This is a genomic window from Caballeronia hypogeia (genome assembly GCF_001544875.2).
Lineage (GTDB): Bacteria > Pseudomonadota > Gammaproteobacteria > Burkholderiales > Burkholderiaceae > Caballeronia > Caballeronia hypogeia.
In genome coordinates this window covers 44,498-70,674 of the sequence record NZ_FCOA02000009.1, presented here as the reverse complement: position 1 = coordinate 70,674, position 26,177 = coordinate 44,498, and the positions used below count along the sequence as shown (strand labels likewise).

General features: G+C 64.4%; 26 protein-coding genes and 1 pseudogene. 16 read left to right on the top strand and 11 right to left on the bottom strand.

Features of this window, described 5'->3' with window-relative positions; genetic code table 11:
- Nucleotide 1: 1 nt before the first annotated feature.
- Both eutB and ehuR read right to left on the bottom strand, forming a co-directional pair.
- Complete coding sequence (gene eutB / locus AWB79_RS15665; protein ID WP_061168333.1) at nt 2-967, bottom strand: hydroxyectoine utilization dehydratase EutB; 966 nt, start codon at nt 965-967, stop codon at nt 2-4.
- A gap of 91 nt (nt 968-1,058) precedes the next feature.
- Entirely contained in the window at nt 1,059-2,456 is a 1,398-nt protein-coding gene (gene ehuR / locus AWB79_RS15660) for a MocR-like ectoine utilization transcription factor EhuR (protein WP_061168332.1), read from the bottom strand.
- Nucleotides 2,457-2,695: 239 nt separating this feature from the next.
- Here ehuR and ehuB point away from each other — a divergent pair, with 239 nt between their 5' ends.
- The 7 genes and pseudogenes from ehuB (at nt 2,696) to AWB79_RS15625 (ending at nt 8,487) form a co-directional block, all read left to right on the top strand.
- Nucleotides 2,696-3,550 carry an ectoine/hydroxyectoine ABC transporter substrate-binding protein EhuB gene (gene ehuB / locus AWB79_RS15655; protein ID WP_061168331.1) on the top strand — a complete coding sequence of 285 codons (855 nt, stop codon included), beginning with the start codon at nt 2,696-2,698 and terminating at the stop codon, nt 3,548-3,550.
- A gap of 50 nt (nt 3,551-3,600) precedes the next feature.
- Nucleotides 3,601-4,290, top strand: coding sequence for an ectoine/hydroxyectoine ABC transporter permease subunit EhuC (gene ehuC / locus AWB79_RS15650; RefSeq protein WP_198399035.1), 690 nt, complete (start codon nt 3,601-3,603; stop codon nt 4,288-4,290).
- Complete coding sequence (ehuD, locus tag AWB79_RS15645) at nt 4,287-4,955, top strand: ectoine/hydroxyectoine ABC transporter permease subunit EhuD (protein ID WP_061168330.1); 669 nt, start codon at nt 4,287-4,289, stop codon at nt 4,953-4,955. The genes ehuC and ehuD overlap by 4 nt, the downstream gene beginning before the upstream one ends.
- A gap of 26 nt (nt 4,956-4,981) precedes the next feature.
- Nucleotides 4,982-5,806: an ectoine/hydroxyectoine ABC transporter ATP-binding protein EhuA gene (gene ehuA / locus AWB79_RS15640; protein WP_061168329.1), complete on the top strand. Its 825-nt coding sequence runs from the start codon at nt 4,982-4,984 to the stop codon at nt 5,804-5,806.
- A gap of 88 nt (nt 5,807-5,894) precedes the next feature.
- Nucleotides 5,895-7,457, top strand: a complete 1,563-nt coding sequence (locus tag AWB79_RS15635; RefSeq protein ID WP_061168328.1) for an FAD-dependent oxidoreductase — start codon at nt 5,895-5,897, stop codon at nt 7,455-7,457.
- Between the two features lie 9 nt (nt 7,458-7,466).
- Nucleotides 7,467-8,088 (top strand): annotated as a pseudogene (locus AWB79_RS15630) (UdgX family uracil-DNA binding protein).
- Nucleotides 8,089-8,097: 9 nt separating this feature from the next.
- Nucleotides 8,098-8,487, top strand: coding sequence for a DUF3175 domain-containing protein (locus tag AWB79_RS15625; protein ID WP_061168327.1), 390 nt, complete (start codon nt 8,098-8,100; stop codon nt 8,485-8,487).
- 79 nt (nt 8,488-8,566) lie between these two features.
- Here the strand turns inward: AWB79_RS15625 and AWB79_RS15620 are convergent, their stop codons facing one another.
- On the bottom strand, nt 8,567-8,749 hold the full coding sequence (locus AWB79_RS15620; protein WP_157695789.1) for a hypothetical protein: 183 nt from the start codon (nt 8,747-8,749) through the stop codon (nt 8,567-8,569).
- 245 nt (nt 8,750-8,994) lie between these two features.
- Between AWB79_RS15620 and AWB79_RS40080 the strand changes: the two genes are divergently transcribed.
- The 3 genes from AWB79_RS40080 to AWB79_RS15610 all read left to right on the top strand — a co-directional run bounded on the left by AWB79_RS40080 (nt 8,995) and on the right by AWB79_RS15610 (nt 11,002).
- Nucleotides 8,995-9,162, top strand: a complete 168-nt coding sequence (locus AWB79_RS40080) for a hypothetical protein (RefSeq protein WP_198399034.1) — start codon at nt 8,995-8,997, stop codon at nt 9,160-9,162.
- 88 nt (nt 9,163-9,250) lie between these two features.
- Nucleotides 9,251-10,525: a PQQ-dependent sugar dehydrogenase gene (locus AWB79_RS15615; RefSeq protein ID WP_061168325.1), complete on the top strand. Its 1,275-nt coding sequence runs from the start codon at nt 9,251-9,253 to the stop codon at nt 10,523-10,525.
- Nucleotides 10,526-11,002: a hypothetical protein gene (locus AWB79_RS15610; RefSeq protein WP_061168324.1), complete on the top strand. Its 477-nt coding sequence runs from the start codon at nt 10,526-10,528 to the stop codon at nt 11,000-11,002.
- A gap of 17 nt (nt 11,003-11,019) precedes the next feature.
- On the opposite strand, the gene AWB79_RS15605 is transcribed toward AWB79_RS15610, so the two are convergent.
- The 3 genes from AWB79_RS15605 to AWB79_RS15595 form a co-directional block, all read right to left on the bottom strand.
- Nucleotides 11,020-13,209 carry a hybrid sensor histidine kinase/response regulator family protein gene (locus AWB79_RS15605; protein WP_061168323.1) on the bottom strand — a complete coding sequence of 730 codons (2,190 nt, stop codon included), beginning with the start codon at nt 13,207-13,209 and terminating at the stop codon, nt 11,020-11,022.
- A gap of 139 nt (nt 13,210-13,348) precedes the next feature.
- Nucleotides 13,349-14,206, bottom strand: a complete 858-nt coding sequence (nadE, locus tag AWB79_RS15600; RefSeq protein ID WP_061168322.1) for an NAD(+) synthase — start codon at nt 14,204-14,206, stop codon at nt 13,349-13,351.
- 72 nt (nt 14,207-14,278) lie between these two features.
- The gene (locus AWB79_RS15595) at nt 14,279-15,481 is read right to left on the bottom strand and encodes an ammonium transporter (protein ID WP_061168468.1); all 1,203 of its coding nucleotides are present in this window, start codon (nt 15,479-15,481) and stop codon (nt 14,279-14,281) included.
- A 314-nt stretch (nt 15,482-15,795) separates the two neighbouring features.
- On the opposite strand from AWB79_RS15595, the gene AWB79_RS15590 reads away from it, so the two are divergent.
- Nucleotides 15,796-16,578 carry a crotonase/enoyl-CoA hydratase family protein gene (locus AWB79_RS15590; protein WP_061168321.1) on the top strand — a complete coding sequence of 261 codons (783 nt, stop codon included), beginning with the start codon at nt 15,796-15,798 and terminating at the stop codon, nt 16,576-16,578.
- Nucleotides 16,579-16,590: 12 nt separating this feature from the next.
- On the top strand, nt 16,591-17,241 hold the full coding sequence (locus AWB79_RS15585; RefSeq protein WP_061168320.1) for a phosphoribosyltransferase: 651 nt from the start codon (nt 16,591-16,593) through the stop codon (nt 17,239-17,241).
- 24 nt (nt 17,242-17,265) lie between these two features.
- On the opposite strand, the gene mdeB is transcribed toward AWB79_RS15585, so the two are convergent.
- On the bottom strand, nt 17,266-19,977 hold the full coding sequence (gene mdeB / locus AWB79_RS15580; RefSeq protein ID WP_061168319.1) for an alpha-ketoglutarate dehydrogenase: 2,712 nt from the start codon (nt 19,975-19,977) through the stop codon (nt 17,266-17,268).
- A gap of 138 nt (nt 19,978-20,115) precedes the next feature.
- Here mdeB and AWB79_RS15575 point away from each other — a divergent pair, with 138 nt between their 5' ends.
- From AWB79_RS15575 to AWB79_RS15565, 3 genes are all read left to right on the top strand, one after another.
- Nucleotides 20,116-20,646: an Lrp/AsnC family transcriptional regulator gene (locus tag AWB79_RS15575; RefSeq protein ID WP_061168318.1), complete on the top strand. Its 531-nt coding sequence runs from the start codon at nt 20,116-20,118 to the stop codon at nt 20,644-20,646.
- A gap of 167 nt (nt 20,647-20,813) precedes the next feature.
- Nucleotides 20,814-21,626, top strand: a complete 813-nt coding sequence (locus tag AWB79_RS15570; RefSeq protein ID WP_061168317.1) for a mechanosensitive ion channel family protein — start codon at nt 20,814-20,816, stop codon at nt 21,624-21,626.
- Nucleotides 21,627-21,709: 83 nt separating this feature from the next.
- Nucleotides 21,710-21,874: an FmdB family zinc ribbon protein gene (locus tag AWB79_RS15565; protein WP_061168316.1), complete on the top strand. Its 165-nt coding sequence runs from the start codon at nt 21,710-21,712 to the stop codon at nt 21,872-21,874.
- A 25-nt stretch (nt 21,875-21,899) separates the two neighbouring features.
- Here the strand turns inward: AWB79_RS15565 and AWB79_RS15560 are convergent, their stop codons facing one another.
- From AWB79_RS15560 to AWB79_RS15545, 4 genes are all read right to left on the bottom strand, one after another.
- Entirely contained in the window at nt 21,900-22,802 is a 903-nt protein-coding gene (locus AWB79_RS15560) for a LysR family transcriptional regulator (protein WP_061168315.1), read from the bottom strand.
- Nucleotides 22,803-22,962: 160 nt separating this feature from the next.
- Complete coding sequence (locus AWB79_RS15555; protein ID WP_061168314.1) at nt 22,963-23,646, bottom strand: methyltransferase family protein; 684 nt, start codon at nt 23,644-23,646, stop codon at nt 22,963-22,965.
- Between the two features lie 16 nt (nt 23,647-23,662).
- Nucleotides 23,663-24,427: a ParA family protein gene (locus AWB79_RS15550; protein WP_061168313.1), complete on the bottom strand. Its 765-nt coding sequence runs from the start codon at nt 24,425-24,427 to the stop codon at nt 23,663-23,665.
- A 130-nt stretch (nt 24,428-24,557) separates the two neighbouring features.
- Entirely contained in the window at nt 24,558-25,067 is a 510-nt protein-coding gene (locus AWB79_RS15545) for a hypothetical protein (RefSeq protein WP_061168312.1), read from the bottom strand.
- 185 nt (nt 25,068-25,252) lie between these two features.
- Between AWB79_RS15545 and AWB79_RS15540 the strand changes: the two genes are divergently transcribed.
- The gene (locus tag AWB79_RS15540) at nt 25,253-26,128 is read left to right on the top strand and encodes an ATP adenylyltransferase family protein (protein WP_061168311.1); all 876 of its coding nucleotides are present in this window, start codon (nt 25,253-25,255) and stop codon (nt 26,126-26,128) included.
- The last annotated feature ends 49 nt before the right edge of the window (nt 26,129-26,177 follow it).

The following is a 26,177-nucleotide window of genomic DNA, read 5'->3' as shown; positions in this document are numbered from 1 at the left end:
GTCAGGCCGCTCCGATCAGGCGACGATGCGTTTCGATATCGATGTTGCTGCCGCTCACGACGATCACGATAGGTCCGCTTCGCGCGGGAATCGCGCCATCGAGCACCGCCGCCATGCCGACCGCAGCCGCGCCTTCCACGACGAGCCGTTCCTCGCGATACGCATGCACGATGCCTCGCGCGATCGACACTTCGTCGAGCAGCACGACATCGTCGATCAGATCGCGCGTCATGGTGAACGTATGCTGGTTTTCGAGGCCGATGCCGCCGCCGAGCGAATCCGCGAGCGTTTCGAGCTCATCGACGAACACGGGCTTGCCCGCCGCGAGACTCGCGTGCATCGCGGCACCGCGCTCCATCGATACGCCAACCAACTTCACTTCGGGCCGGATGCTCTTCGCCGCGAACGCGACGCCGCTGAACAGCCCGCCGCCCGACAAAGGCACGACGATGCTCGCCGTATCCGGCAGCGCTTCGAGTATCTCGAGACCGATGGTCGCTTGTCCCGCGATCACGCGTGGATCGTCGAACGGCGGCACGAATGCATAACCTTCCTCGCGCACGAGGCGTTGCGCTTCGCTCTGCGCGTCGTCCTGGCTCTTGCCGCTGATGACCACGCGCGCTCCGAGCGAGGCAACCGCGTCGACCTTGTTCTTCGGCACCAGCGATGACATGCACACCGCCGCTTCGATGCCGAGCGCACGCGCCGCATGCGCGACCGCGCGGCCATGATTGCCCGTCGATGCCGTGACGACACGCGTGCATCCTTGCTCCGCGATCTGCGCGAGCGCATTGGTCGCGCCGCGCAACTTGAAGCTGCCCGTGGGTTGCAGCGTTTCGAGCTTCAGATGCACCGGCACGCCGGCGACTCGCGAAAGCGACAGCGAATGAACCAGCGGCGTGACGAGCGCGCGGCCTTCGATGCGCTGGCGGGCGCGGTAGACATCGGCGAGCGTAAGTGCGGACATGAGAGCTTGCGTTGCGTGTTCGTGTATCGATGCAACCCAGTCTAATGTCCTAAAAAATCGTTTTTGATTGTCCTAGTTCAATCGCGCGAATCTAATTGAAATCGTGCACATGCGGGTACTGGCCGAACACCTCGCGCATCGTTTCGATAGCCGAGCGGAACGTGCTCTCGCCTACTTCCGCGCCTACGCATAGCCGCACTGCGTTGGGGCGATCCGCGCCGCGCACGAGAAACGGATCAGGCGATGTCACCGCGATATTGCGATTGCGCAACTCACGCGTGATGCGCTCCGCTTCCCATTCGTCGGGCACGCGCAGCCACACCGAAAGCGCGTTCGGATGACTGCCCAGCACATAATTGCCGAGCACTTCGCGCACCACGCTCTGACGCGCCGCGAGCCGCTCGCGCTGAATCTGCACGAGTCGTTGCGCGGTGCCGTCCATGATCCAGCGCGAAGTGACTTCCGCGATCGGCGATGTCGCCATCCAGCAACTCACGCGCAACACGCTTTCCGCGCGCAACGCAAGACGTCGCGGCACGGTCATGAAGCCCGTGCGCAGACCGCTCAAGACCGACTTCGTCATGCTCGTGCAGTAGAACGCGAGTTCGGGAATCAGGCTCGCGATGGGCGTCTGTGTCTTCGCGGGCAGCGCGCCATAGACATCGTCTTCGATCACATAGACGCCATAGCGCTCGGCGATGCGCGCAATCGCGCGGCGGCGCGAATCGGGCATGAGCGCGACGGTCGGATTGTTGAGCGTCGGCGTGCAGACCAGCGCGCTCACGCGCTCGCTGTCGCACACCTCTTCGAAGTGCTCGGGACGGATGCCGTGCTCGTCTATCTCCAGACCTTTGAGCGTAAACCCAAGCACGTTCGCCGAACCGATCACACCATGATCCGTGAGGCTCTCGCACAGCACCGTGTCGCCCGGACCGACGATGCACGCGAGCGCAAGAAAGATGCTGTGCGCGACGCCATTCGTGACCAGCAGCGTCTCCACCTTCGCGGGCATGTTGAGCGACGCGAGCCATTCGACGCCCGCTTGCCGATGGCTGTCGAAGCCCGCGATCGGGCGAAACGCGCGTATCCACGGCTGATCGTCGATGGTCGAAAGCGTCGCGCATACCTTGCGCCACATCGCATCATGTTCGGGCGTATGAACGATGCGCGCGATGGAGAAATCGACCACCGAGCGCTCGGCGGTATCGAGCATGTAGTTCGACATCGTCTCCGTCACACGCGCCGAGACGAAACTGCCGCGCCCCACTTCGCAGCGGATCAGCCCTTGCCTCTCCAGTTCCTTGTACGCGTTGGTCACGGTCTGCACGCTGATCGCGAGGTCCGCCGCCACTTCGCGCTGCGGCGGCAAACGTTCGCCCGACGCGAGCGCGCCGCTCTCTATGTCGGCGGCCATCGCCTTGACGAGCCGCTTGTACTTGGACTGCACGCCCTGCACCGTGCGCACGGCGTCGCGCCATCGTTCGTTCACTTGCCCACTCCTCGCATGCCTTGAGTTCCATGCGCAATAGTGGCGCAAAAGAGCGCCCGAAAATAATTGTCCTAGAGCAATCGGAACAAATATATGGCTTTGTATTCTGCGTTCGTGGCTGCACGCCGAGGCGTTTCAAAGCCCTGTGGAGTAAGGGTTTCTCGGTATCTCGCATACGTCGCGGCCACGGGATTGCCCTCACTCGACCACGCTTGAAGAACCATCACTACGGGAACGATATGAACACGAAGCGACTGTCTGGCATGCTGGCAGCGGCGTGCGTCGCGGCGGCGAGCCTTGCCGCCTGTGCCACGAGCGCGAGCGCGGAAACCACCTTGCAGCGCATTCAGCGCACCGGCGAGGTGCGCATCGGCTATGCGAACGAAACGCCTTTCGCGTACACGACGCCAGATGGCACCGTGACCGGCGAATCGCCCGAGATCGCGAAGAAGGTATTCGCCAAGCTCGGCGTGAAGAAGGTCGATGCCGTGCTGACCGAATGGGGCGCATTGATTCCGGGCCTCAAGGCAGGCCGTTTCGACGTGATCGCAGCGGGCATGTATATCACGCCCGAGCGTTGCAAGCAGGTCGCGTTCGCCGATCCGCAATATCAGATCCCCGACACGCTGCTCACGATGAAGGGCAACCCGAAGAACCTGCACAGCTATGCCGATGTCGCGAAACAAGCGGACACGAAACTTGCTGTGATGGCAGGTACGGCCGAACTGGGCTATGCGCGCGCGGCGGGCATCAAGGACGACCAGATTCTTCAGGTTCCGGACACCACCGCGCAACTGCAGGCCGTGCGCGCGCGCCGCGCCGATGCGGCCGTGGGCACCGCGCTGACGATGAAGGGTCTCGCCGAAAAGGGCGGCCCGCAGGTCGAGGCGATCAAGCAGTTCAACGACGACCCGAAACACACCGGCTATGGCGCGCTCGCGTTCCGTCCGGAGGACACCGATCTGCGCGATGCCGTGAACAAGGAACTGCATCAGTGGCTCGGCACCGACGATCATCTGAAGACCGTTGCGCCGTTCGGCTTCGACAAGTCCAATCTGACCACCAAGAAGGCGCCGGAGCTTTGCGCCGGTTAAGCACTTCCGTATAGCGACGCGCAGCGTTCGTTCATTTTCGAGGAACCGTCATGAGTGACCTCCATGAGCTTATGCCCCTGATGATGAAGGGCACGCTCGTCACGATCCAGATCGCGGTCGTCAGCATTCTGCTCGCGATCGTCATGGCGGGGGTCGCGACGGCGTTGCGCGCAGCGCCCTACCGGATCGTGCGCTGGATCGGCAACGTGTATGTCGAGGTGTTTCGCGGCACCTCGTTGCTGGTGCAGCTCTTCTGGCTCTTCTTCGTGCTGCCGCTGCCGCCGTTCAATCTGCAACTGACGCCCTTTACGGTGGCGTTCGTCGGATTGGGGCTGCACTACGGCGCGTACGGTTCCGAGATTCTGCGCGGCGCGCTGCGCTCGGTGCCGGGTGGTCAGTACGAAGCGGCGCTCGCGCTGAACATGCCGGCTGCCGCGCGGCTGCGCCGCATCGTGCTGCCACAGGCGATGATCAACGCGCTGCCGCCCGCGACCAACCTGATGATCGAGTTGCTGAAGGGCACTTCGCTCGTCTCGCTGATCACGCTGTCGGATCTTACGTTCCGCGCGCGCCAGCTCGACGAAGCGACCTTCAAGACCGCTGAAATCTTCGGGCTCACGCTGCTCATCTACTTCGTGCTCGCACAGGTCATCGTCGCGGTGATGCGCATGTTCGAGCGGCGCGTGAACAGCCATGTCGCGATTCGTCGCACCCGCACCATTCCGAGGGCAGCATCATGACGACGCTGGGTCAGCTCTTCGATGTCAAATACGCGCTGCATATCCTGCCCGAGCTCGCGCGCGCGGCGACCTATACCATCGGCATCACGCTCGTCGGCTTCGCCATCGCGCTCGTGCTCGGCCTTGTGCTCGCAATCATGCGGCGCAGCGATTTCGCGCCGCTCGCGAAGACCACCGCGTTCTTCGTCGAGTTCATCCGCAGCACGCCGCTGCTGATTCAGGTCTATGTGCTGTTCTATGTCGCGCCGCTTTATGGCTTCACGATGTCGGCATTGACCGCGGGCACGCTGGGCATCGCGGTGCACTATGCGTGCTATGTGTCGGAGGTGTATCGCGCCGGTCTGAACGGCGTTGCGCGCGGGCAGTGGGAAGCGTCGTGCGCGCTGTCGCTCAATCCGTGGCGCACCTATACCGGCGTGATTCTGCCGCAGGCGATTCGACCGGTGATTCCCGCGCTCGGCAATTACCTCGTCGCGATGTTCAAGGACACGCCGGTGCTCTCCGCGATCACCGTCGTCGAACTGATGCAGCAGGCGAAGAACATCGGCTCCGAAACGTTTCGCTATCTCGAGCCGATCACGATGACCGGGATCTTCTTTCTCATCATCAGCGTGACGTTCGCATCGGGCGTGCGTCATCTCGAACGACGCGTGAGGCTGCCGTGACCAGCACACACCTTCAGGAGCAGCAGATGAAACGGGATCTCGACCCCGCGCTCGGCGCGGCCGCCGATGCGCGCGCGAACGCGCCAATGGTGCGCTTTCGCAACGTCACCAAGCGCTATGGCGCGCTCACCGTGCTCGACGGCCTCGATCTCGATGTCGCGCCCAACGAAAAAGTGGCGATCATCGGGCCGAGCGGCTCGGGCAAGTCCACCCTTCTGCGCGTGCTGATGACGCTCGACCCGCTGACCGATGGCGTCATCGAAGTGGATGGCGAGCCGCTCACGCACGAAATGCGCGGCGGCAAGCTCGTGCCTGCGTCGCCACGCCATGTGCGGCAGGTGCGCAGCAAGATCGGCATGGTGTTTCAGAGCTTCAATCTGTTTCCGCACATGACCGCGCTCGCCAACACGATCGAAGCGCCGATGAGCGTGCTCGGCCTGTCGAAGAAGGAAGCGACGGAGCGCGCGCGCGAGTTGCTGTCGATGGTCGGCCTCGCGGAGAAGTGCGAGCACTATCCGTCGCAGTTGTCAGGCGGGCAGCAGCAGCGTGTGGCAATCGCGCGCGCGCTCGCGATGCGTCCGAAGATCATGCTGTTCGACGAAGTGACCTCCGCGCTCGATCCCGAACTCTGCGGCGAAGTGCTCAACGTGATTCGCCGCCTCGGCGCTGAGCACAATCTGACCATGCTGATGGTCACGCACCAGATGGGCTTCGCGAAGGACTTCGCCGATCGCGTGTGCTTCTTCTCGCAAGGCAAGATCATCGAGCAGGCGCCGCCGCAGCAGTTCTTCACCGCGCCGCAGCATGAGCGCACGCGGCAGTTCCTGCGCGCGGTGACTGAAGCGCTCTGATAAAAGCAGCGCGCTTACGCGGTCCGCTTATTGCTTCGCGCTTTCCGTATGGCTTTCGTGCAATGAGCAATAGCCTCCGGAGAGTGTGATGTCCCCCACCCAGCATAAAGTCGCGCGCTTAGCGGATCTCTCCGCGGCGCGCGGCAAGCGCGTGTGCATCAAAGGCGCTGAGCGCGACGCCAAGGAAACACCGATACTGCTCGTGCGCGACGGCGATGCCGTGCGCGCCTACTCCGCCAAATGTCCTCACGCGGGCGGTCCCCTCGACGAAGGCGCGATCTGCAACGGACGCATCGTGTGTCCCTGGCACAAGGGCACGTTCGAGCTGCGCGACGGCAGTCTCGTCGAACCGCCTCCGCTGAAGGCGCTGACGCGCTATGAAGCGACGATCAAGGACGGCGATGTGTATGTGTCGCTGCCGCCAGTCGACAGTGGCGAGCCGCGCAATCAGCCATACGACACGCACCGCACCATGCTTATCGTTGGCGCGGGCGCGGCGGGGGCGGCGGCATGCTCGGCGTTGCGCGAAGCGGGCTTCACGGGCCGCATCGTGCTTGCGGGCGAAGATGCACGCGAGCCCTACGATCGCACCTCGCTCAGCAAATTCGCGCTCGCGGGCGACATGCCGCCCGATGACGTTCCGTCCTTGCTCGATGCGGATTTCTTCGAGAAGTACGACATAGAACGTACTGAATCGAACGTCGTGCGCCTCGATGCCGCGAACCGGCACGCCGAACTCGCCGATGCGCGGAAGATCGACTATGAGGCCGCGCTCGTTTGCACCGGCGGCGCGCCGAAACCGCTGAATGTGCCAGGCGCGAATCTCAAGCACGTCCATCTGCTGCGCACGCGTGATGATGCGCGCGCCATTCTCGCATCGCTCGAAGGACGCAAGCGCGCGGTGATCGTCGGCGCGAGTTTCATCGGGCTCGAAGTGGCTTCTTGCCTGCGAAAGCGCGAAATCGACGTGACCGTCGTGGCGCCCGGCAAGGTGCCGTTCGCGAAGCAGTTCGGCGAACGCATCGGTGAAATGTTCAAGAGGCTGCACGAAAGGAACGGCGTCAGTTTTCATATGAATGCGCGCGTCAGCGCGTTCAGAGGCGGCAACGCGGTGAGCGAGGTGATTCTCGATTCAGGCGAAAAGCTCGAAGCCGACGTGGTGATCGCGGGAACCGGCGTTACGCCGGCGACCTCGTTCATTTCCGGCGTGACGCTACAGGACGATAAAAGCCTTTCCGTCGACCGGAACATGCGCGCCGCGCCCGCGCTCTATGCCGCAGGCGATATCGCGCGCTTCGCGCTGCCGCGCTCGAATGACGAAGTGCGTATCGAGCACTGGCGCGTCGCGCAGCAGCATGGGCGAGTGGCCGCGTTCAACATGGCGGGCAGCGCGCGCGAGTACGTGGGCGTGCCTTATTTCTGGACCTATCACTACGAAAAGACTTTCGACTATCTCGGCCATGTCGACGAACCCGACAGCATCGAGATCGATGGCGATCTCGATGCACAGCATTTCATCGCGTATCTGATCGAGGATGGCCGCGTGGGCGCGGTGGTCGCCTGCGAGCACGACGCCGCCGTGTGCCGTCTCGCCGAAGCGATGCGCGAACCGCTCACGCTCGACGACGCGCGGCGCATCGCCAGCGAGTGAGGCGCGTACATGGCGACGAAGCAAGCAGGCGTCGAGCCGCAGCAGACGCCCGGGTCGCTCGATGAATGCCGGCGCTGCGCGCTCTGGGAGCAGGCGACGCAAGCGGTGCCGGGCAAAGGTCCGCGTCATGCGCCGCTGATGATCGTCGGCGAGCAGCCGGGCGATCAGGAGGACTTGCAGGGCCTGCCTTTCGTCGGCCCGGCCGGCGCGATGCTCGACCGCGCGCTCGCAGAGGCGGGGGTCGCGCGCAAGGAAGTGTATGTAACCAACGCGGTCAAGCATTTCAAGTGGGAGCCGCGCGGCAAGCGGCGCGTTCACAAGACGCCCGCGCAACGCGAGGTCAACGCGTGCCACTACTGGCTGGAGCGCGAGACCGGCGAGATCGCGCCCAAGGTGATCGTCGCGCTCGGTTCAACCGCGCTCAGGTCCGTGCTGCAGGATTCGAAGGCGACTTTGCAGGCCTCGATGGGAAATGCGATCGAACACGAGGGACAGGTGGTGGTCGCGACCTACCGCCCTTCGTTCGCGTTGCGCGCCCGACGTCGAGACCCGCGAACGCGCTTATCAGGCGATCGTCGAGGCCTTGCGCGAGGCGCATCGGCTCGTCACGCGTCATCGCAAGGTTAGTTGAGGAAGAGGTATGACAGCCACCCGCAAGACTACGCAGACCGCCACACGCAAGACGAGCAGCAGCAAGCGCCACAGCACACGGCAGCGGCATTCGCTCGCGAGCAGCCGCAAGAAACCGGAGCGATCGACGAAGCGCTGGTCGCATCACGTGATGGAGACCAGCGACGCGATGGATATCGAGCGCGATATCTTCAAGACCGGCAATGCGCAGGAGATTGCCGATTCGCTCAAACGTTCATCGACGCACAGCAAACGCCGCAAAGGCTCGCCGTTTCAGTCGGCCATGTCGATGCTGAACTTCTATATCAATCGCGCGGGTCGCAATCTGCCGAAGTCACGCAAAAGCACGCTGGAGCGCGCAAAAAAGCGCTTGCGCGAAGCGTTCGGACGCAAGCCCTGAACGCATGCGGCTCATGCGACCGCGCGCGGCCCGCCTGAGCGGCGCCGCGCGCGTTGCTTCCTGCCACTTCTCCAAGAAATCAAGGCTGACGCTGACCGCCCTGATGCTGCGGCAGCGGCTGATTCTGCTGCCGCTGGCCGGTCTGCTGACCTTGTTGCGGTTGCCCCGGTGACCTTTCTTGTTGACCGTGCTGCCGGTTCGATTGATCGGACTTGTCAGGCATAGACGGCTGGTTGCCCATTTGCTTCTGGTTTCCGCTCATGAATCCCTCCTGGCTGACCGTCGCGCATAAAAGGCCGCACGACGACATTTGCAGTGGTAAAAGCCGCGGCTCGCGCCGCGTATTGATTCGAGCATCACGCGTACCCGCGCGGACGTCCGCATTGGCGCGGTATCGCGCATCGCCTCCATGCAAAAAATGCAAGCACCGGCAAGCCTTGCACGCGCCCGAGGAACATCTCTTGCTACGCGTGTCAACCATGCAACCCTGTTCACAAGGAGCGCGCGATGGCTCAACAACCTCCGCTCAATCCCGGCGATGAAGCCGAACCCGGCGTGCCCGGCAGCGGCGAGGATCTATGTCCGGACTGCAACGGCTCCGGCAAGCAGGACGGCGCCGAATGCAAGACGTGCGGCGGCACGGGCAAGGTGATTCAAGGCATCGGCGGCGGCTGAAGCGCGCTTTCGCCCGCTTTCGCCACTCAGGAGCCGATACTTGAAAACACGGACAAAAGCAATCGCGCGCGGCGTTGCAGTTGCCTTGATGCTCGCGAGCAGCGCTGCCATCTCCGGTGATTACGCGCCTGGCTTCGGCCCCGATCCGGCATTGCCCGCGCCGCAGCGCAGATCGTTGATGCCGACGGTGAACATCGCGCCGGCGAAGCCCTGGCAACAGGGACAAAAGCCCAACGCCGCCCCGGGTTTCGAGGTGACCGCCTTCGCTACCGGCCTCGATCACCCGCGCTGGCTCGCAACGCTGCCCAATGGCGATGTGCTCGTCGCCGAAAGCAATGCGCCCGCGCAGCACGACGAAAATGCCGGACTCAAGGGCTTCGTCGTGAAGAAGATGATGAAGCGCGCGGGCGCCGCGATGCCGAGCCCGGACCGCATCATCCTGCTGCGCGACGCCGATGGCGACGGCATCGCCGAGACGCGCAGCGTGTTCATCGACAAGCTGCATTCGCCGTTCGGCATGGCGCTCGTCGGCGACCAGCTCTATGTCGCGAATACCGATGCGATTCTGCGCTTCAAGTACGAAACCGGCGCGACACGCATCGATACGCCAGGCGAGAAGCTCATCGACCTGCCCGCCGGCGACATCAATCATCACTGGACCAAAAACCTGATCGCGAGCCGTGACGGCAGGAAGCTGTATGTGACCATCGGCTCGAACAGCAACGCGGCGGAGAACGGCATCGATGCGGAGAACGGCCGCGCCGCGATCATGGAAGTGGATATCGAATCGAAGCAGGCGCGCCTTTTCGCCACCGGTCTGCGCAATCCGAATGGCATGGCCTGGCAGCCGCAAAGCGGCGCGTTGTGGACCGTCGTGAACGAGCGCGACGAGCTCGGCACGGATCTCGTTCCGGATTATCTGACTTCAGTCAGAGATGGCGCGTTCTACGGCTGGCCGTACAGCTACTTCGGTCAGCATGTGGACGAACGCGTGAAGCCGCAGCGCGCGGATCTCGTACAGAGCGCGATCGTCCCCGACTATGCGATCGGCGCGCATACCGCCTCGCTCGGCCTCGCGTTCTACGACGGCCAGGCGTTTCCCGCGCGTTATCGCGATGGCGCGTTCATCGGACAGCATGGCTCGTGGAACCGCAAGCCGCGCAGCGGCTACAAGGTCATCTTCGTGCCGTTCAGCGACGGCAAGCCGGCGGGGCCGCCCGAAGACATTCTGACCGGCTTCATCTCGTCCGATGGCCATGCGCTCGGGCGGCCCGTCGGCGTCGCGGTGGACGGCCGTGGCGCGCTGCTCGTCGCCGACGATGTCGGCAACACCGTGTGGCGGGTCGCGCCCGCCGCGAAGTGAATGGCCGCGCGCAAGCCGAAGCGCGGCCCGCCGAGCCTGTTCGCGCTCGCGGAGCGCCAGATCGTCGCGCTCTACGATGCGGGCGTGCTGTCGCCCGCCGTGCTGCATCATGTGATCGCGCCGTATGCGGACAGCGGCATCGACTGGAACGAAGATGGCACGCTGCAAACGGTCGATGGCCATGACGTGCGGGAAGTGGCCGTGCTCGTCATGATGCCGGGGCGCGGCCTGAAGAGCGCCAAAAAGGATTTTCTGTCGGTCGTCTCGCATCTGGCGAGCGGGGGATCCGCTGCGGCTGCTGCGAACGAGGACGAAGCGCAGGACGACGAAGACTTGCTGAGTCAGCTGGGCGGCAACGCATCCCGCAAGACGACGCCCGCCGCTAAAAAACCCGCTAAAACAGCCGATGAACCGAAGCGCGCCGCTTTCAATCCGCTCGTGGGCGCCCGTGCGGTGCCCGCGCACAACAAGCGCTGACGGTCATTAGTGCGGCATCAATGCGGCACGCGAGGCGCGATCAGATCGAGCAGATCGTCCATGTCGAAGGGCTTCGCGAGGACCGGCACGTTGAGGTGCTTCGCGCGTTCGAGCTCGTCGGCATAACCGGTCATCAGCACGAGCTTCTGCGATGGCAGACGCTGCATGATCTGCTCGGCCAGATCGATGCCGTTCATGCTCCCCGGCATCTGCACGTCCGACAACACCAAGTCGAAGGCATAGCCCTCGCCCAGCAACTCGAAGGCGGCATCCGCGCTGACTTCGTGATGCACGGTGCAACCGAATACTTCGAGCACGGCCATCACGCCCGCCGCGACATCCTCGTTATCCTCGACCAGCAGCACCGACATGCCGCGCAACGGATGCTCTTCGCCGCTGACGGCCGAACTCGTCGAAACGCTCGCCACAGGCGAAGGCTCCGGCTCGGCCGGCGCCGCCGTGCCATGATGACGCGGCAGATAGAGCCGCACCGTCGTGCCCGCGCCCGCCACGCTCGTGATGCGCGCCGTGCCGCCCGCCTGCTCGCACGCGGCGAGCACCTGCACCAGGCCGAGACCCGTGCCCGCGCCGCGCTGCTTGGTCGTGAAGAGCGGCTCGAAGGCCCGCCGGCGCGTCTGCTCACTCATGCCTTCGCCGTTATCGGTGACGGACACGAGCACGTATTCGCCATCGGGGATATCCGTTTCCGCGCCGCGCACGCGCGCATTCTGGCAGCGGATCACGATGCGCCCGCCATGCGGCATCGCCTCGCTCGCATTCACCGCGATGTTCACGAGCGCGAGCTCCAGCTCGACGTGATCGGCCATGATGGTCCACAGATCGGGCGACAATTCCAGCGTCACCGTGACCGACGGATGCACCGACGTCTTGACGAGGTCCAGCACGTTGCGCAGCCACACGGCCGGGTCGATCGATTCATGCTTGAGCGGCTGCTTGCGCGCCACGCTCATCAGGCGGCGCGCGAGCGATTCCGCGCCTGCGGTGGCGCGCTCCACCGCGAGCACTTCGCTCTCGACATCGTTGAAGTGCTTGCGCCGCGCCAGCTCCATGTTCGACGCGACCACCATCAGCAGATTGTTGAAGTCGTGCGCGACGTTCGCGACGAGATTGCCGAGCGCGCCCATGCGCCGCAATTGCCGGCTCGACGCTTCTATCGACAGGCGCGTCGCGACCTCCGCCTGCCAGCGCTCCCAGGCGGCCTGCTCGGCGTTGAGACGGCGGATCGAGAACGCGATCAGGAGCCACACCGCGATGCACGGCAGCAGCGCGATGCCCGCGACCAACGCGAGATTGCCACGCCAGCGCTGCTCGACGGCCGAAGCCGCGTAGCCCGTCGAAACATACAGCGGATAGTCGCCCACACGCCGGAAGGCCAGCATGCGCTCGACATGATCGACGCTCGAGCGCATCCGCATGCTGCCGTACAGCTCGTTGTTGCGGAACGCGTCGGTAAATGGCGTGTTGGTCGCCGGCTGCGTGCTGTCGTCGCTCGCCGGAAAGCGCGCGAGAATGCTGCCGTCGCGGCGATACAGACCGATCACGACCGCGCGGTCCCCCGCCGCGAGTTCACGGTAGAAGTCGGTGAAATAACTGCGCTTCAGCGCGATCGACACGACGCCCAGAAACTGCCCGTTACGGCCGATGCGGCCCATGGTCGTGGTGAACACGTCCGACTGTTCCACCTTGCCGCGCAACGGCAGCGAGAAATACGTGACCGGCGCGACCGCGCGCGCGGACTCGAAATCGTCGCGCTTCGCAATCGACACGGCCGGCGCAGGATACCAGCGGCTGTTCACGAGCAGTGCGCCGTTCTCGCCGAACACGGAGATCGCGGCGACCTGCGCGAGCGTGCCGCTCATGTCGTCGAGCGTGCGATGCAGCGCCTCCTCACGGCTCTTGACGAGTGCGTCGTTGCTGTCGCCGAGCTGATCGGCGATGCGCGTCTCCAGTTGCTCGTTCAGGTCGATCACCTTGAGCGCGTGCTCGTCCGCGACACGCGTCAGGCGCTCGGTGAGCTCCTGCGCGTCCGCGAAGCGTCGCTGATGATCGTAGTAGCCATAGATGCAAAGGCACGCGAGCGGAATCAGGATCGACGCGCCCAGCACGAGCAGCAGCACCCTTCGCATCGACGCGAAATTGCGCGCGGGCAGCGGCAGATCGAAAGTCGCGGTCTCTGTGGAGTCCAACTAGTGCGCCTCCGAGGAATTCGACCGGTATATCGTAACCGGCGCGCGCTCGGAGCAGCATGTCGAGCCCCGTGCGTGACCGGGCCCGCATTGTCTTTTATCGCTAAACGCGCGTCAATGCGGGGCGCCTCGCTGACCGTCAGCTACGCGCGTGCCTGCGCCAGTCGTCATATGGCGTGATGGGCAGCACGCGCTTGTGATGCGTCGCGTCGTAAAAACGGTAGACGGTCGTATAAACCGCGTCGGAGACGTGCTTGCCTTCGAGGAAATCGTCGATGTCCTCGTAGCTGATGCCGTAGCTGTCCTCGTCGGGCTTCATCGGCGTGAGGGTTTCGAGGTCGGCGGTCGGCACCTTCTTCGAAATCTCGATGCTCGCGCCGAGCGCTTCGGCCAGCGCGCGCACGCGGCGCTTGTTGAGACCGTAGAGCGGCAGCACGTCCGCGCCGCCGTCGCCGAACTTGGTGAAGAAGCCCATCAGCGATTCGGCCGCATGATCCGTGCCGATCACCACGCCCGCGTGCGCCGCCGCCACCGCATATTGCGCGATCATCCGCTGGCGCGCCTTGATGTTGCCGACCACGAAGTCCTCGTGCGCCTCGTCGCGGTAGTACAGGCCGGACGTGGCGAGCGATCCGCGCATCGCGTCGGCGGCGGGCTTCACGTTGACGGTGAGCGTTTCGTCCGGCTGTATGAAGGCCAGCGCCCGCTGGGCGTCGGCTTCGTCGCGCTGCTCGCCGTACGGCAGACGCATCGCGATGAAACGGGCGTCGACATTGCGCGCGCGCAGGCGTTCGACGGCGAGTTGCGCGAGCCTCCCGGCAGTCGACGAATCCACGCCGCCGCTGATGCCGAGCACGTAGGTTTTGAGCTTCTGCGCTTCCAGATAATCCGCGAGGAACGCGATGCGGCGTTCGCGTTCCGCGTCCAGATCGAAGACTGTGGGGACCTTCAGTTCTTCGATGATGCCGGGCTGGCGGGAGGCGTGGTCGTTAGACATTGTGAATGCTCGCTTTGCTTGAGAACTTCGCTACGTTACAGCAAAGTCCGCACCGCCGGCTCGGGCGTCGCCTCAACCCGCCATTTCGCGATCCGGCGTGGACGAGATGCGATGGATCGCGAGGTCCGCGCCGTTGAACTCCTCTTCGCGGTCGAGGCGCAATCCGACGGTCATCTTGATGACGCCATACACCGCCGCGCCGCCGGCGAGCGCCAAAGCCACCGCACCGACGGTGCCCAGCACTTGCGACCAGATCGACACGCCGCCGATGCCGCCGAACGCCTTCTGCCCGAAGACGCCCGCCGCAATGCCGCCCCACGCGCCGCACATGCCGTGCAGCGGCCAGACGCCCAGCACGTCGTCGATGCGCCAGCGGTTCTGCACGCACGTGAACATCTGTACGAACAGCACGCCCGCCACCGCGCCGACGATCAGCGCGCCGAGCGGATGCATCAGGTCCGAGCCCGCGCACACCGCGACCAGACCGGCAAGCGGCCCGTTATAGGTGAAGCCCGGATCGTTGCGGCCCGCGAACCACGCGGCGAGCGTGCCGCCGACCATCGCCATCAGCGAGTTCACGGCGACGAGGCCGCTGATCTTGTCGACGGTCTGGGCGCTCATCACGTTGAAGCCGAACCAGCCGACCGCGAGCACCCACGCGCCGAGCGCGAGAAACGGAATGCTCGACGGCGGATGCGCCGCGATGCGCCCGTCCTTGTGATAACGCCCATGACGCGGCCCGAGCAGCAGCACGGCCGGCAGCGCGACCCAGCCGCCGAACGCGTGCACGACGACCGAACCCGCGAAGTCATGGAACGGCGCGCCGAAGACCTGCGTGAGCCACGCCTGGATGCCGAAGCGGTCGTTCCACGCGACGCCTTCCAGCAGCGGATAGATGAAGCCGACGATCACGCAGGTCGCGAACAGTTGCGGATTGAACTTCGAGCGCTCGGCAATGCCGCCCGAGACGATCGCCGGAATGGCGGCCGCGAAGGTCAGCAGGAAGAAGAAGCGCACCAGCGCATAGCCATTGTGCTCGGCGAGGATATCGGCGCTGTGCATGAACTGCACGCCATACGCGATGTTGTAGCCGATGAAGAAGTACGCGAGCGTCGAGACCGCGAAGTCCACGAGAATCTTCACGAGCGCGTTCACCTGATTCTCGCGGCGCACGGTGCCGAGTTCGAGGAAGGCGAAGCCCGCGTGCATCGCAAGCACCATCGCGGCGCCCAGCAGCAGAAAGAGAGTGTTGGTTCCGGATTGAAGTGCCTGCATGATCGGACGGTCGGAGCGGAAAAGGCGCTTATTTCGCAAGTTCCGGGCCAAGTTGGCGCAAACGGCATCGAAACGGTGCGCGGTCGTTCAGGCGCGCGGTGGAGCATGGTGCATGGTGCGCCGTCAGGGTTCATTCCGGCTCGCTCGAATATGGTGCGATGCCCCGTCGTGCAGCATCGAATGCACCGCCTTCGTGCTTAAATTTTCAGCATGAAGGCTCTATGTATGGATTTCGCAAGCATTGCCGCGGGCGCGAACGAGAAACACCGTCGGGCGATGCAGGCGACTATGCTGATGGGAAAGGAGCGACGAGGATGGAGAACACCTGCGAGTACGTCCGCGTCGAACCGCTCGCGCGCGACCCGCGCGTCGTCACGATCGTGCTCGACCGTCCGGCGCGGCGCAATGCCGTGGATCGCGCCATCGCGGATGCCTTGCGCGAAGCGTTCGAACGCTTCGACGCCGACGACGCCCGCTCCGTCGCCGTGCTGTGGGGCGCGGGCGGGACATTCTGTGCGGGCGCGGATCTCGCCGTGCTCGGCGACGACGCGCGCCGCAACGAAGTGCATCCCGACGGCGGCGGCCCAGGCCCGATGGGTCCGACGCGTCTCGTGCTGCACAAGCCGGTGATCGCCGCCATCGCTGGATACGCGGTCGCGGGCGGCCTAGAACTGGCCGCATGGTGCGATCTGCGCGTGGTCGAGGAACAGGCGGTGCTGGGAGTGTTCTGCAGGCGCGTGGGCGTGCCGCTGATCGATGGCGGCACGATCCGGCTGCCGCGTCTCATCGGCATGTCGCGCGCGCTCGATCTGATTCTCACCGGGCGCGCGGTCGATGCGCGTGAGGCGCTGGCCATCGGCCTGGCGAACCGCATCGCGCCGCCGGGCGAAGCGCGCGCCGTCGCGGAGGCGCTTGCCTGCGAGCTGGCCGCGCTGCCGCAGGCGGCGTTGCGCGCCGATCTGCGTTCGCTCCACGAAAACGCATTCGACGCCGATCTCGCCCAGGCGCTGCGGCGTGAAGGCGCGAACGGCTATCGCGCGGTGTTCGACGAAGGACTCGCCGGCGCGCGGCGTTTCGTGTCGCGCGATGGAAGCTGAGAGGAAAGCCGCATGAGCTCGATATTCGCAAATCGCAGAGAGGCGGGCCGCGAACTCGCGACGCACCTCACGCACTACGCGAAGCGCGCCGATGTCAGCGTGCTCGCGCTGCCGCGCGGCGGCGTGCCGGTCGCGTATGAAGTGGCGCGCGCGCTCGGCGCGCCGCTCGACGTGCTGGTCGTGCGCAAGCTCGGCGTTCCGGTTCAGCCCGAACTCGCTATGGGCGCGATCGCATCAGGCGACGCCTTCTTTCTGGATGAGCGCATCGTCGAGTACGCGGGGGTCGGGAAAGACGACCTCGCGCGCGTGATCGAACGCGAGCGCGCCGAACTCGAACGGCGCGAGAAGCTTTATCGCGGCGAAAGACCGCCGCTCGATGTGCCCGGCCGTATCGCCATCGTCGTCGATGACGGCATGGCGACGGGCGCGACCATGAAGGCCGCCGCGATGTCGCTGCGGCAGGCGCATCCCGCGAAGATCGTCGCGGCGTTGCCGGTCGCGCCGCTCGATTCGGAAGCGCGCGTGGAAGAAGTCGTCGACGAATTCGTCTGCGTGATGCGCCCGCTTCGATACTTCGGCGTCGGCCAGTTCTATATCGACTTCGACCAGACCAGCGACGCCGAAGTGCGCGAGTTGCTCGACGCGGCGCAGAAGGACGTCTAGCGCGCCCACGGCGCAGAAGGACGTCTAGCGCGCCCACGGCGCGTCTTGCGCCGTTTGCGTCCGCGCGTACTTCTCGCGCGCGGCCTTGAGCACGGTCTTGTCGATGACACCGTCATCCACCAGCGATTTCAGCGCGGCAATCACGATCGACACGCGATCCACCTCGAAGAACTCGCGCAACGCGGAGCGCGTATCGCTGCGGCCGAAGCCATCGGTGCCGAGCGTCACATAGCGGCGCGGCACGTACGCGCGAATCAACTCCGGCACCGCGCGCACGTAATCCGTCGCGGCGATCACCGGACCGCATGAAGCTTCAAGCGCGCGTGTGACGAACGGCGTGGCTGCGTCGTCATCGTTCAGCCGCGCCCGACGCTCGCTCGAAGCGCCATCGCGATGAAGCTCCGTGAAACTCGTCACGCTCCACACGGCGGCGTCGATGTTCCAGTCCTGCTTCAGCATCGCGCGCGCGGCAATGGCTTCGTTCAGGATCGCGCCGGAGCCGAGCAGTTGCACTTGCGCCTGCGCGCTGTCTTCATCGATGCAATAGATGCCGCGCAAAATGCCCTCGCGCGTGCGCGCGTCCAGCGAACCGTGCGGCGCGGAAGGCTGCGCGTAATTCTCGTTCCCGACAGTCATGTAATAGAACACGTCGTTCTGGCGCTCCATCATTTCACGCATGCCCTCATCGACTATCGCCGCGACTTCGTACGCGAACGCGGGATCGTAGGCGCGGCAGTTCGGAATCGTCGATGCAGCGAGATGGCTCGTGCCGTCCTGATGCTGCAGACCTTCCCCGCCGAGCGTCGTGCGTCCCGCCGTCGCGCCGATGAGAAAGCCGCGCGAGCGCTGATCCGCCGCCGCGAAAATCAGATCGCCGATACGCTGGAAGCCGAACATCGAGTAGTAGATGTAGAACGGCAGCATCGGCAGGTCGTGCACGCTGTACGAAGTCGCCGCCGCGATCCACGACGACACCGCGCCCGCCTCCGAGATGCCTTCCTCGAGAATCTGACCACGCGTGTCCTCGCGGTAATACAGCATCGAGCCCATGTCTTCCGGCTCGTACAACTGGCCGAGCGGCGAATAAATGCCCACTTGACGGAACAGATTGGCCATGCCGAAGGTGCGCGCCTCGTCCGCGACCACCGGCACGATGCGCGGCCCGAGCGTCTTGTCCTTCAGGAGACTGCCGAGCATGCGCACGAAGGCCATGGTCGTGGACATTTCCTTGGCCGATGCATCGATTGCAAACTGGCCCCATGTGGCGAGCGCGGGCGGCGTGATCCCCTGCGACGCCTTCGCGCGACGGCGCGGCAGGTAACCGCCCAAGGCCGCGCGGCGCTCGTGCAGATAGCGCATCTCGGGGGCGTCGTCGGCGGGCTTGTGGAACTTCAGTTGCTCGACGTCTTCATCCGAAAGCGGCAGGCGGAAGCGGTCGCGGAACGCCTTGAGATCGTCGAGATCGAGCTTCTTCTGCTGATGCGTCGTCATGCGGCCCTGCCCCACCGTGCCCATGCCGAAACCTTTCATGGTCTTGGCGAGGATCACGGTCGGCTGGCCCTTGTGCGCGAGCGCCTTCGCGTATGCCGCGTGCAGCTTGCGCACATCGTGGCCCCCACGGCGCAGACGGTCGATGTCTTCATCCGACATATGCGCGACGAGCGCCGCGAGTTCGGGATTCTGGCCGAAGAAGCGTTCGCGGTTGTAGCGGCCGTCGTTGGCCGAGAAGGTCTGGAATTGTCCGTCGACGGTATGCGCGAACGCGCGCAGCAACGCATTGTTCTGATCGCGCGCGAACAGCGCGTCCCAGTCCGAGCCCCACAGCACCTTGATGACGTTCCAGCCCGCGCCGGTGAACTGCGCTTCGAGCTCATCGACGATACGGCCGTTGCTGCGCACGGGGCCGTCGAGCCGCTGCAGGTTGCAGTTGATCACGAACACGAGGTTATCGAGCTGCTCGCGCGCCGCGAGCGAGAGCGCGCCGATCGATTCGGGTTCGTCCATCTCGCCGTCGCCGAAGAAGCCCCACACCTTGCGCCCTTCGGTCTGCAACAGGCCGCGGTTCCGCAGATAGCGCATGAAGCGCGCCTGATAAATGGAATTGATCGGGCCGATGCCCATCGAGCCGGTCGGGAATTGCCAGAAGTCGGGCATCAGCCACGGATGCGGATAGGAGCACAAGCCCGGCCCCGCGATCTCGCGCCGATAGTGGCGCAGATGATCTTCGCTCAGAAAGCCTTCGAGGAAGGCCCGCGCATACACGCCCGGCGACGAATGCGGCTGAAAATAGACGATATCGCCGCCATGATCCGCATTCGCCGCGCGAAAGAAATGATTGAAGCCGACTTCGAACAGGTCCGCCGCCGACGCATAGCTCGCGATATGCCCGCCCAGTTCGCCATAGGCCCGGTTCGCGCGCACCACCATCGCGAGCGCGTTCCAGCGCAGCACGGCGGCGAGCTTTTCCTCGACATCGAGATTGCCGGGATACGGCTTCTGCTGCGCGACGGGAATCGTGTTGGCATAGGGCGTGGCGCGCGCCCGCGCCGATTCGACGCCCACCGACAGCGCATGCTCAGCAAGCCGGTCGAACAGATACTGCGCGCGCTCGCTCCCGACATGTTCGACGACCGCATCGAGCGCCTCCAGCCATTCGGCGGTCTCACCGGGATCGATGTCCTCGCGGCCTCGGGCAATGGAAAGAAGCTGGGTGGTTCCGCTCGATAAGTCGGTCATGTCGCGACTCCGCTGTGGCTGAAGGATGACTCAAGCATATCCATGGTTGCGCAGAATGTGCGTCTCATTTGGCTGCACGGGCGCTTTGCGGTAGTGTATTTATTCTTCTAAATCGTCAAAAACCGGAATCTTTCGACCATGACGGCCAATGCCAAGCAGCGCCTGGACCGCACCGACATCGGCATCCTGAATCAATTGCAGCAAAACGCGCGCATCACCAACTCGGAGCTCGCGCGCGCGGTGAATCTCTCGCCCACGCCCTGCTTCAACCGCGTGCGCGCGCTGGAAAAAGCGGGGCTTTTCAAACAGCACGTCACGCTGCTCAATCCGGAAGCGCTCGGCCTTTCCATCAATGTCTTCATTCAAGTCAGTCTGGAAAAGCAGATCAAGGACGCGCTCGCGCGTTTCGAGCAGGCGATCAGCGAGCGCCCCGAAGTGATGGAGTGTTATCTGATGACGGGCGACGCCGATTACCTGTTGCGTGTCGTATTGCCCGACGTGGCCGCGCTCGAGCGCTTCATTATCGAAAGGCTCACGAAAATGCCGGGCGTGGCCAACATTCGCTCGAGCTTTGCGCTCAAGCAGGTCCGCTACAAGACCGCGCTGCCGCTGCCCGCTTCCGGGCTGACCCTGCCCGATCAGAACGCGGACGAAGCGGAATGGACATGATCGCCGCGATTGTTTCGCGAAGCGGTCATTTCTTCCGAGCAAACGTTAAACAAGCGCGTAAAACTTGCGATGACGCGGTGCGTCGCCTATAACTCGTCTGGCCCATGCGGCATGTTTTCCCGGCCTGACGTGTCCATCCGACGAAACTCCACGCACGCGAGAAAGACATGAACCTCGAAACCGTACGTGTATTCATCATGACGCGCGGCGTCGACTTTGGGATCATGGTGATCGGCGCGATCGCGCTATGGATCATCGGGCGCTGGCTCATCAATCTCGTCACCAGCACGATGCGCAAGCTTCTCTCGCGCAACGGCCGCGTTGATCCCACACTCGCGCATTATCTCGGCTCGATCGTCGGCGTCATTCTCAATCTGCTGCTGATTCTCGCGATTCTGCAGGTCTTCGGCGTGCAGACCACATCGTTCGCCGCGCTGCTCGCAGGTTTCGGTCTTGCCATCGGCACTGCGTGGGGCGGGCTGCTCGCGCACTTCGCAGCGGGCGTGTTCATGCAGGTGCTGCGCCCCTTCAAGGTGGGCGACTTCGTGACGGCGGGCGGCGTGACCGGCACCGTCACCGAACTGGGCCTGTTCGGCACCACCATCACGACACCGGACAACGTCGCGGCCATCATCGGCAACAACAAGATCTTCTCCGACACCATCTGGAACTTCAGCCTCCTGCCGCATCGGCGCGTGGAGCTGACGGCGAAGATCGCCAACGGCGTCGATCCGCTCGACGCCATCGCGCGCCTGAAGGAAGCCGTCGCGAAGATCCCGAATGTTTCGACGAATCCCGCGCCGGATATCGAGGTGCTGTCGTTCACGCCGGAAGGGCCGCTGTTGTGCGTACGTCCTTACACCAATACCAACGACTACTGGCAGGTCTATTTCGACACCAATCGCGCGATCATCGAGACCTTCAGGCAGGCCGGCTATCCGACGCCGGAAACGCCGCTCGTGCGTCGCGTCGTCAACTGAAATCGCTGCGCGAAACGCTGAACTAGAATGGGTGGAGCCGGCGCGTTCCGCGCCGGATCTACGCCTCGCGCGCGGAGGATGCCATGCCGACTTATCAATACCGTTGCCAGGATTGCGGCGAGACCTTCGAGCATGCGGAGCACATCGTCGAGCATGCGACGGTGCAGCTCAAATGCCCCAAGTGCGGCAGCGAGAAAGTCGCGCATGCGCCCGCGCCGTTCGTCGCGAAGACATCGAGAAAGAGCTGAACCCGGCGCGTGCTTCAGCGCTGTTTCAGGCCGCGCGAAAGCGCACTTCGTGCGCTGGCAAACCGCCCAGTCGCGACGCGACGTGATCGATGAACGCGCGCAGACGCGGCGCTTCATGACGGCTCGGCGGCCAGAGAATCTGAAACACGCCTTCCGTGCGCATGTGCGCGCCGAGCACCGTGCGCAACAGGCCGCCTTCCATCGCGCTTTTCGCAAAGAAATCGGGCACGCACGCGAGCCCCAGGCCCGATATGCACGCCGCCAGCACCGCTTCCATGTCATTGAACGTCAGCGTCGCGTGGGGATCGATGGCGAAGGTGTGATCGTCGCGCGCGAAACGCCACGGCTCCGCGCGGCCGCTTCCCGGCGAGCGGAAGCGGATGCACGCATGGCCTTCGAGATCGTCGGGCGTCGCGGGCTCGCCGTGTCCCGCGAAATACGCGGGCGAGCCGACCACGACCGGCCCGTATTGCGCGAGCGGCCGCGCGAGCAGTTGCGAATCGGCGAGACGTCCGGTGCGGATCACGGCGTCGTAGCCTTCCTGCGTGACGTCGACCACGCGATCGCTGAATTCGATATCGAGCTCGATGTCCGGGAAACGTCGCCTGAATTCGGGCACGAGCGGCAGCAAAAGCCGGCCGCCGAGCGACGGCGCGCTGATACGCAGGCGCCCGCGTGGCGACGAGGTCGAATGGAACAACTCGCTCTCCGCATCCTCCAGGTCCGCGAGCATGCGCTTGCAGCGCGCGAAAAAGCGCGCGCCCTCGTGCGTCAGGCCGATGCGGCGCGTGGTGCGGTTGAGCAGTTGCACACCGAGCTTGGCTTCAAGCCGCATCACGCTCTTGCCCACGGCCGATGCCGAGAGCCCGAGCGCGCGCCCTGCCGCCACGAAACTGCCCGACTCCGCCGCGCGCACGAACGCGACCATGCCAGAGAGACTTTCCGTGGTCGGAGGGCCATTCGGGGCCTGTGAAGGAGCGGTGGACATATGCGGTATCCGGCAGGAAGTGAGGCGCGACGGAATGCGCCTGTCTCCTGCATGAACGTCCGCGAAGCCGGTTTATTCCCGAGGTTTTCGCGCGAAGCGCTTACCAGACGAACGGCACTAGCCGATAACGCACGCGCCCGGTGTATTGCGCATAGCCTTCGAGATGCGCGACGAGTTCGCGCTCTTCCATGATCGTGCGCCAGACCAGGCCCGCGAGCAGCAGCACGCTGAACGCGAGCCCCCACCACGAGCCGAGCACGAGCGCGCTCGCGGGAATCATGATGGCCGCGGCGGCATACAGCGGATGGCGCACGACCGCGTACGGCCCGCTCGATATGACGCGATGCCCGCGCTCCGTCTGAATCTTCACGACGGGCGCGAGAAAGGTGTTCTCGAGAAACACGCGCGCGACCAGCCAGAACGACACGGCGACGAGCGCGGCGCCGACCGAGGCGAGCCACAGCGGCATGGCGGACCAGCGAAAGCGCACGGCGTCCAGGCCCATCAGCACGAGCCACGCGCACCACAGCACGCCCATCACGACGAGAAAGACCTTGTCCCACAAGGGCTGGTCCGGCTGCATCGGAGAGCGCATGCGTTCGGCGAGCAATGCCGGATCGTTTCGCGCGAGCAGCAGGGTGACCACGCCGCCGCCGCCGAACATCAGGACCATCCATGCCCAGCCCGCGCCCCATTCGAGCGTGCCTGCAGCGCCGAACAGCAGCACGACGAACAGCGCGGCTTCGACGATGATGGCGATGACAACCTTCGACGTGACCGGCATGGCGAGACGCGGCGCGTCAGCCGTTCAATTCCTCGTGCAGCGCCATGTATTCCTGCGCGAGCTTGTGACGCGGTTCGAGATAGATCATCGGGCGCGCGTGCTGATGGCTTTCGCGAATCTTCACCGAGAGCGACAGATGCGAATTGAGCACGGGCAGATCTTCACTGCGCAGTTCGTCGACGAGTTGCTGCGGCAGGCTCGCGCGCGGCTGAAACTGATTGATGACGATGCCTTCCACGCTCAGGTCCGGATTGTGGTCGTGACGGATTTCCTGCACGTTGTCGAGCACGGAATAGAGCGCGCGGCGCGAGAAGTCGTCGCAATCGAAGGGAATCAGGCAGCGCTCGACCGCGATCAGCGCCGAGCGCGTGAAGAAGTTGAGCGCAGGCGGCGTGTCGATATAGACGGCATCGTACTGGTCGAGATTTTTCAGCGCATCGCGCAGCTTGTAGATCTTGTAGCGCGATTCGAGCTTGCTCTGCAGCGCTTCGAGATTCGGACTCGAAGGCACGATGTCGAGATTCTCGAACGGCGTGGCATGAATGAACGACTCGAATGCGGGCTCGCGAAAGCTGTAGCTCAGCGCGGACTCGAAGAAACTCGCGAGATTGGGCTGGGCGTCGCGGGCTTCGGCGCCGAGCAGATACTGGCTCGCGTTGCCTTGCGGATCGAGGTCGATGACGAGCGTCCGCAGGCCGCGGGAGGCGCTGATCGCGGCGAGATTACAGACGATGGTGGATTTCCCTACTCCACCTTTTTGATTGAAGACCACACGGCGCATCGGGTTTTTCTTCCTCGGTTTCTGAACGGTCGTCAGGTTTTTCTTGTTGTCGTTTTATGGGTCGACCGGTGTCCCGGGGTGTGATCTTAGCGCATCAGAATGACTCGGCTTTGGCATCTGCGAGAACGCATCAAGGAAACGCCGGAATCGTGGGATCGGCGCCTTCCACATCGGCCTCCGGATGGTGACTCTTCACCAGCGCCTCGATCTCCTCGACGCGATCCTTCGGCACGTCGACCATCATCAGCAACTCGCCATCTTCTATGGCGTGTTCGAAGCGCCGCAAGCGCGTATTGGGAATGCCCACGCCGATCATCGTCGCGGCCCATGCGCCGAAGCCCATGCTCGCCAGCGTCATGCACACGACAGCCCCACCCGCGATTGTCAATCCGGCAGGCGGAAACGCCATCGCCACGAGCCCCGCCAGCGCGCCCGTCACGCCGCCCGCAGCCGTGCCGCGCGCGAGCGCCGGCAAAAGGTCGGTGCGCTGTACCAGCGTCGCTTCCGGCAAGTCCGCCAGCGGCTCATGAGGCCGCGCGAGCACATGGATATGCCGCCATTCGATCCGCTTCAGCAACAACTCGTCGATGATGCTCTTCGCGCTAGCCACGCTCGGCAGCAGAAAATAGATGCGCCTCATCTCGCGCCTCCGCACTCCGTCTCATGAATCCACTATAGACGACACGCACAGGAACGCCCGGCCTCGCCTCCTGCGCCTTACGTTTGCCGAACAACGTGCGGGCACGCGCGCTGCGCAGCCTTGTGCGACGATGTGCGGCACATGGCATCGTCGAAACTTCTTGAACGAATCCAGCAGGGAGAAGCATGGCGCGAATCAATGCCCCTTCGTGGGACGACGTCGTCACGCGAACCGAAAGCGCGCTCGCGTGCGGAGCGCTGCGTTCCTTCGATACCGTGCGAAGCGTGATCGAGGACGGCGGCGTGCGCTTTCTCGTGCGGCAGGCGGCCAATCTCGCACGCAAGGAAGAGGCGTCGAAGGTCGCAGCCAAGGCCACCGCCGACGCCGCGAGCGCGTGGCGTGATCCGTTCTCGCCGTGCGAAGCGTCCCTGCGTGTCGGCGATATCGGCGCGCGGCACTTCCTGTTGCTCAACAAGTTCAACGTGCTAGCAAATCATCTGCTCATCGTGACCACGGATTTCGAGCCGCAAGAGTCGCTCATCCATGCGGACGACTTCGCCGCGCTCTTCGCATGCCTCGATCGTTTCGATGCTCTCGGCTTCTACAACGGCGGCGCCATTGCCGGATCGAGCCAGCCGCACAAGCATCTGCAGATGGTGCCGTTGCCGCTGGACGGACACGCGCTGTCCATCGAGCCTGCCATCGAACATGCTCGCGCCGACGGCGTCTTTCGCGCGCCGCAGCTCGCTTTCACGCACGCCGCCGCATGGCTCGACGATGACGATCCCGCGCACGCCCACGCGACCTATCTGCAGTTGCTGGACGCAATCGGCGTGCAGCCGCTCGACGTCGCGGGCGTCATGCATCAAAGCGCGCCGTATAACCTGCTCGTCACGCGTCGCTGGATGCTCGCGGCGCCGCGCGGCGTGTCGCATGTCGAAGGCATCGCGCTGAATGCGCTCGGCTTCGCGGGCTCGCTGTTCGTGCGCGACGACGCGCAACGCCGCATCCTCGAAACACTCGGGCCGATGAAACTGCTTGCAGATGCAACTATCTCTTGAAATCCGCGCGGCAGGCCCGCATGTCGGCATCCAGACATCGGGAGTTCAA

What these genes read in the sequence shown, in the direction of transcription:
- eutB (WP_061168333.1), bottom strand. Translation starts at nt 967, where the DNA reads ATGTCCGCACTTACGCTCGCCGATGTCTACCGCGCCCGCCAGCGCATC.
- AWB79_RS15560 (WP_061168315.1), bottom strand. Translation starts at nt 22,802, where the DNA reads ATGGTCGCGTTCGTGCGCGCGGCGGAGTCGGGCAGTTTCGTGGCGGCA.
- ehuB (WP_061168331.1), top strand. Translation starts at nt 2,696, where the DNA reads ATGAACACGAAGCGACTGTCTGGCATGCTGGCAGCGGCGTGCGTCGCG.
- ehuD (WP_061168330.1), top strand. Translation starts at nt 4,287, where the DNA reads ATGACGACGCTGGGTCAGCTCTTCGATGTCAAATACGCGCTGCATATC.
- ehuC (WP_198399035.1), top strand. Translation starts at nt 3,601, where the DNA reads ATGAGTGACCTCCATGAGCTTATGCCCCTGATGATGAAGGGCACGCTC.
- AWB79_RS15610 (WP_061168324.1), top strand. Translation starts at nt 10,526, where the DNA reads ATGGCCGCGCGCAAGCCGAAGCGCGGCCCGCCGAGCCTGTTCGCGCTC.
- AWB79_RS40080 (WP_198399034.1), top strand. Translation starts at nt 8,995, where the DNA reads ATGGCTCAACAACCTCCGCTCAATCCCGGCGATGAAGCCGAACCCGGC.
- ehuA (WP_061168329.1), top strand. Translation starts at nt 4,982, where the DNA reads ATGAAACGGGATCTCGACCCCGCGCTCGGCGCGGCCGCCGATGCGCGC.
- AWB79_RS15565 (WP_061168316.1), top strand. Translation starts at nt 21,710, where the DNA reads ATGCCGACTTATCAATACCGTTGCCAGGATTGCGGCGAGACCTTCGAG.
- AWB79_RS15570 (WP_061168317.1), top strand. Translation starts at nt 20,814, where the DNA reads ATGAACCTCGAAACCGTACGTGTATTCATCATGACGCGCGGCGTCGAC.
- AWB79_RS15635 (WP_061168328.1), top strand. Translation starts at nt 5,895, where the DNA reads ATGTCCCCCACCCAGCATAAAGTCGCGCGCTTAGCGGATCTCTCCGCG.
- AWB79_RS15615 (WP_061168325.1), top strand. Translation starts at nt 9,251, where the DNA reads ATGCTCGCGAGCAGCGCTGCCATCTCCGGTGATTACGCGCCTGGCTTC.
- AWB79_RS15545 (WP_061168312.1), bottom strand. Translation starts at nt 25,067, where the DNA reads ATGAGGCGCATCTATTTTCTGCTGCCGAGCGTGGCTAGCGCGAAGAGC.
- AWB79_RS15590 (WP_061168321.1), top strand. Translation starts at nt 15,796, where the DNA reads ATGGAGAACACCTGCGAGTACGTCCGCGTCGAACCGCTCGCGCGCGAC.
- AWB79_RS15550 (WP_061168313.1), bottom strand. Translation starts at nt 24,427, where the DNA reads ATGCGCCGTGTGGTCTTCAATCAAAAAGGTGGAGTAGGGAAATCCACC.
- mdeB (WP_061168319.1), bottom strand. Translation starts at nt 19,977, where the DNA reads ATGACCGACTTATCGAGCGGAACCACCCAGCTTCTTTCCATTGCCCGA.
- AWB79_RS15585 (WP_061168320.1), top strand. Translation starts at nt 16,591, where the DNA reads ATGAGCTCGATATTCGCAAATCGCAGAGAGGCGGGCCGCGAACTCGCG.
- AWB79_RS15625 (WP_061168327.1), top strand. Translation starts at nt 8,098, where the DNA reads ATGACAGCCACCCGCAAGACTACGCAGACCGCCACACGCAAGACGAGC.
- AWB79_RS15555 (WP_061168314.1), bottom strand. Translation starts at nt 23,646, where the DNA reads ATGCCGGTCACGTCGAAGGTTGTCATCGCCATCATCGTCGAAGCCGCG.
- AWB79_RS15620 (WP_157695789.1), bottom strand. Translation starts at nt 8,749, where the DNA reads ATGAGCGGAAACCAGAAGCAAATGGGCAACCAGCCGTCTATGCCTGAC.
- AWB79_RS15540 (WP_061168311.1), top strand. Translation starts at nt 25,253, where the DNA reads ATGGCGCGAATCAATGCCCCTTCGTGGGACGACGTCGTCACGCGAACC.
- AWB79_RS15595 (WP_061168468.1), bottom strand. Translation starts at nt 15,481, where the DNA reads ATGCAGGCACTTCAATCCGGAACCAACACTCTCTTTCTGCTGCTGGGC.
- nadE (WP_061168322.1), bottom strand. Translation starts at nt 14,206, where the DNA reads ATGTCTAACGACCACGCCTCCCGCCAGCCCGGCATCATCGAAGAACTG.
- AWB79_RS15575 (WP_061168318.1), top strand. Translation starts at nt 20,116, where the DNA reads ATGACGGCCAATGCCAAGCAGCGCCTGGACCGCACCGACATCGGCATC.